Consider the following 1,513-nt stretch of genomic DNA (forward strand, 5'->3'; position numbering starts at 1 on the left):
GATCGAGGTTCACAGTACTGCGCATACGATTACCGGGTCATACAGGAGCAGTCTGGTCTGAAAACATCAATGTCGCGTAAAGGTCACTGTTACGACAACGCTCCGATGGAAAGCTTCTGGGGAACGCTGAAAAATGAGAGCCTGAGCCACTATCGTTTTAATAACCGGGATGAAGCCATCTCAGTAATACGGGAATACATTGAGATTTTCTACAATCGTCAGCGTCGTCACTCTCGTCTGGGGAATATCTCCCCGGCAGCCTTCAGGGAAAAATATCATCAGATGGCTGATTAAAAAAAGAACAAATGGTAGTGTCCGCTATTGCCAGTACACCTCATTCCAGGGCAACAGATCGCGTACCCGGTTTGCCGGCCAGTCCTGGAGATGCTCAATAACGTAACGCAGCCATTTTTCTGGCTCTACATTGTTCAGACGGCATGTGCCGATCAGCGAGTACAACACCACCGCATGTTCGCCACCGCTGTCGGAACCCGCGAAGAGCCAGTTTTTCCGGCCTACGGCCACTCCCCGTAAGGCGTTCTCTGCGATGTTGTTGTCGATTTCCACCCAGCCATTACTGCAGTACACGTTCAGGGCCTTCCACTGTTTCAGTAGGTATGCGAACGCTTTTGCCGTATCCGAGTGACGCGACAGTGTTTTCATCTGTTGCTGTATCCGGTCATACAGTGACTGCATCAGTGGCGCGGCTCTTGCTTTTCTTGCCGCCAGACGCTGTTCTGCTGAACATCCCCGGACTTCTGCCTCGATGGTATACAGTTCACCGATACGCTGCAGGGCTTCCGTGGTGATGTCGGTTGGCACTCTTGCATGCACATCGTGGATTTTTCTCCGGGCATGGGCCATACACGCGGCTTCCGTTATTCTGCCGGATTCGTATAACGCCCGGTAACCACCGTAAGCATCTGCCTGAAGCACACCGCTGTAACCAGCCAGGTGATTCTGTGGATGGATACCTTTCCGGTCCGGGCTGTACGCGAACCAGACCGCCGGGGGCATCTGTGAACCGGCGTTACGGTCATCACGGACATAGACCCACAGCCGGGCAGTTCTTGTTTTACCACTGCCCGGCTCCTGGACCGGAACGGGGATATCATCCGCATGAACTTTACCGGGCATCAGCACATACTGGCGCAGGACGTCATACTGAACCGCCCCGGGTTTCCTGGAGAGTGTTTTATCTGTGAACTCAGGCTGCCAGATCATCGTTTCCGATGGAAGCATAATAAGCTTTTTCTGCTTCTGCCGGAGGGATGTGGCCCAGCCTTTCCAGCAATCGTCGATTATTATACCAGTCCACCCACGTGAGTGTGGCCAGTTCCACTTCTGCACGGTTTTTCCAGCTCTTACGGTGTATTACCTCCGCTTTGTAAAGACCATTGATGCTCTCCGCCATCGCGTTGTCATACGAGTCGCCTGTACTTCCTGTTGATGCCAGTAATCCGGCTTCCTTAAGCCGCTGTGTGTAGGCCAGCGATACATACTGAGAACCTTT

General features: G+C 52.9%; 1 protein-coding gene and 2 pseudogenes. 1 reads left to right on the forward strand and 2 read right to left on the reverse strand.

The genetic code is table 11. The features are described 5' to 3' along the window. Positions 1–288 (forward strand): annotated as a pseudogene (locus BHE85_RS15405) (integrase core domain-containing protein); the annotation flags it as partial. 30 nt (positions 289–318) lie between these two features. Here the strand turns inward: BHE85_RS15405 and tnpC are convergent. Together tnpC and BHE85_RS15415 are read right to left on the reverse strand one after the other, a co-directional pair. Next, a pseudogene (gene tnpC / locus BHE85_RS15410) lies at positions 319–1,161 on the reverse strand (IS66 family transposase); the annotation flags it as partial. 46 nt (positions 1,162–1,207) lie between these two features. Next, positions 1,208–1,513 (reverse strand): integrase core domain-containing protein (locus BHE85_RS15415; RefSeq protein ID WP_032232747.1); only part of this gene is annotated, 306 nt, incomplete at its 5' end.

Source organism: Shigella sp. FC1567, assembly GCF_001743015.1.
Lineage (GTDB): Bacteria > Pseudomonadota > Gammaproteobacteria > Enterobacterales > Enterobacteriaceae > Escherichia > Escherichia coli.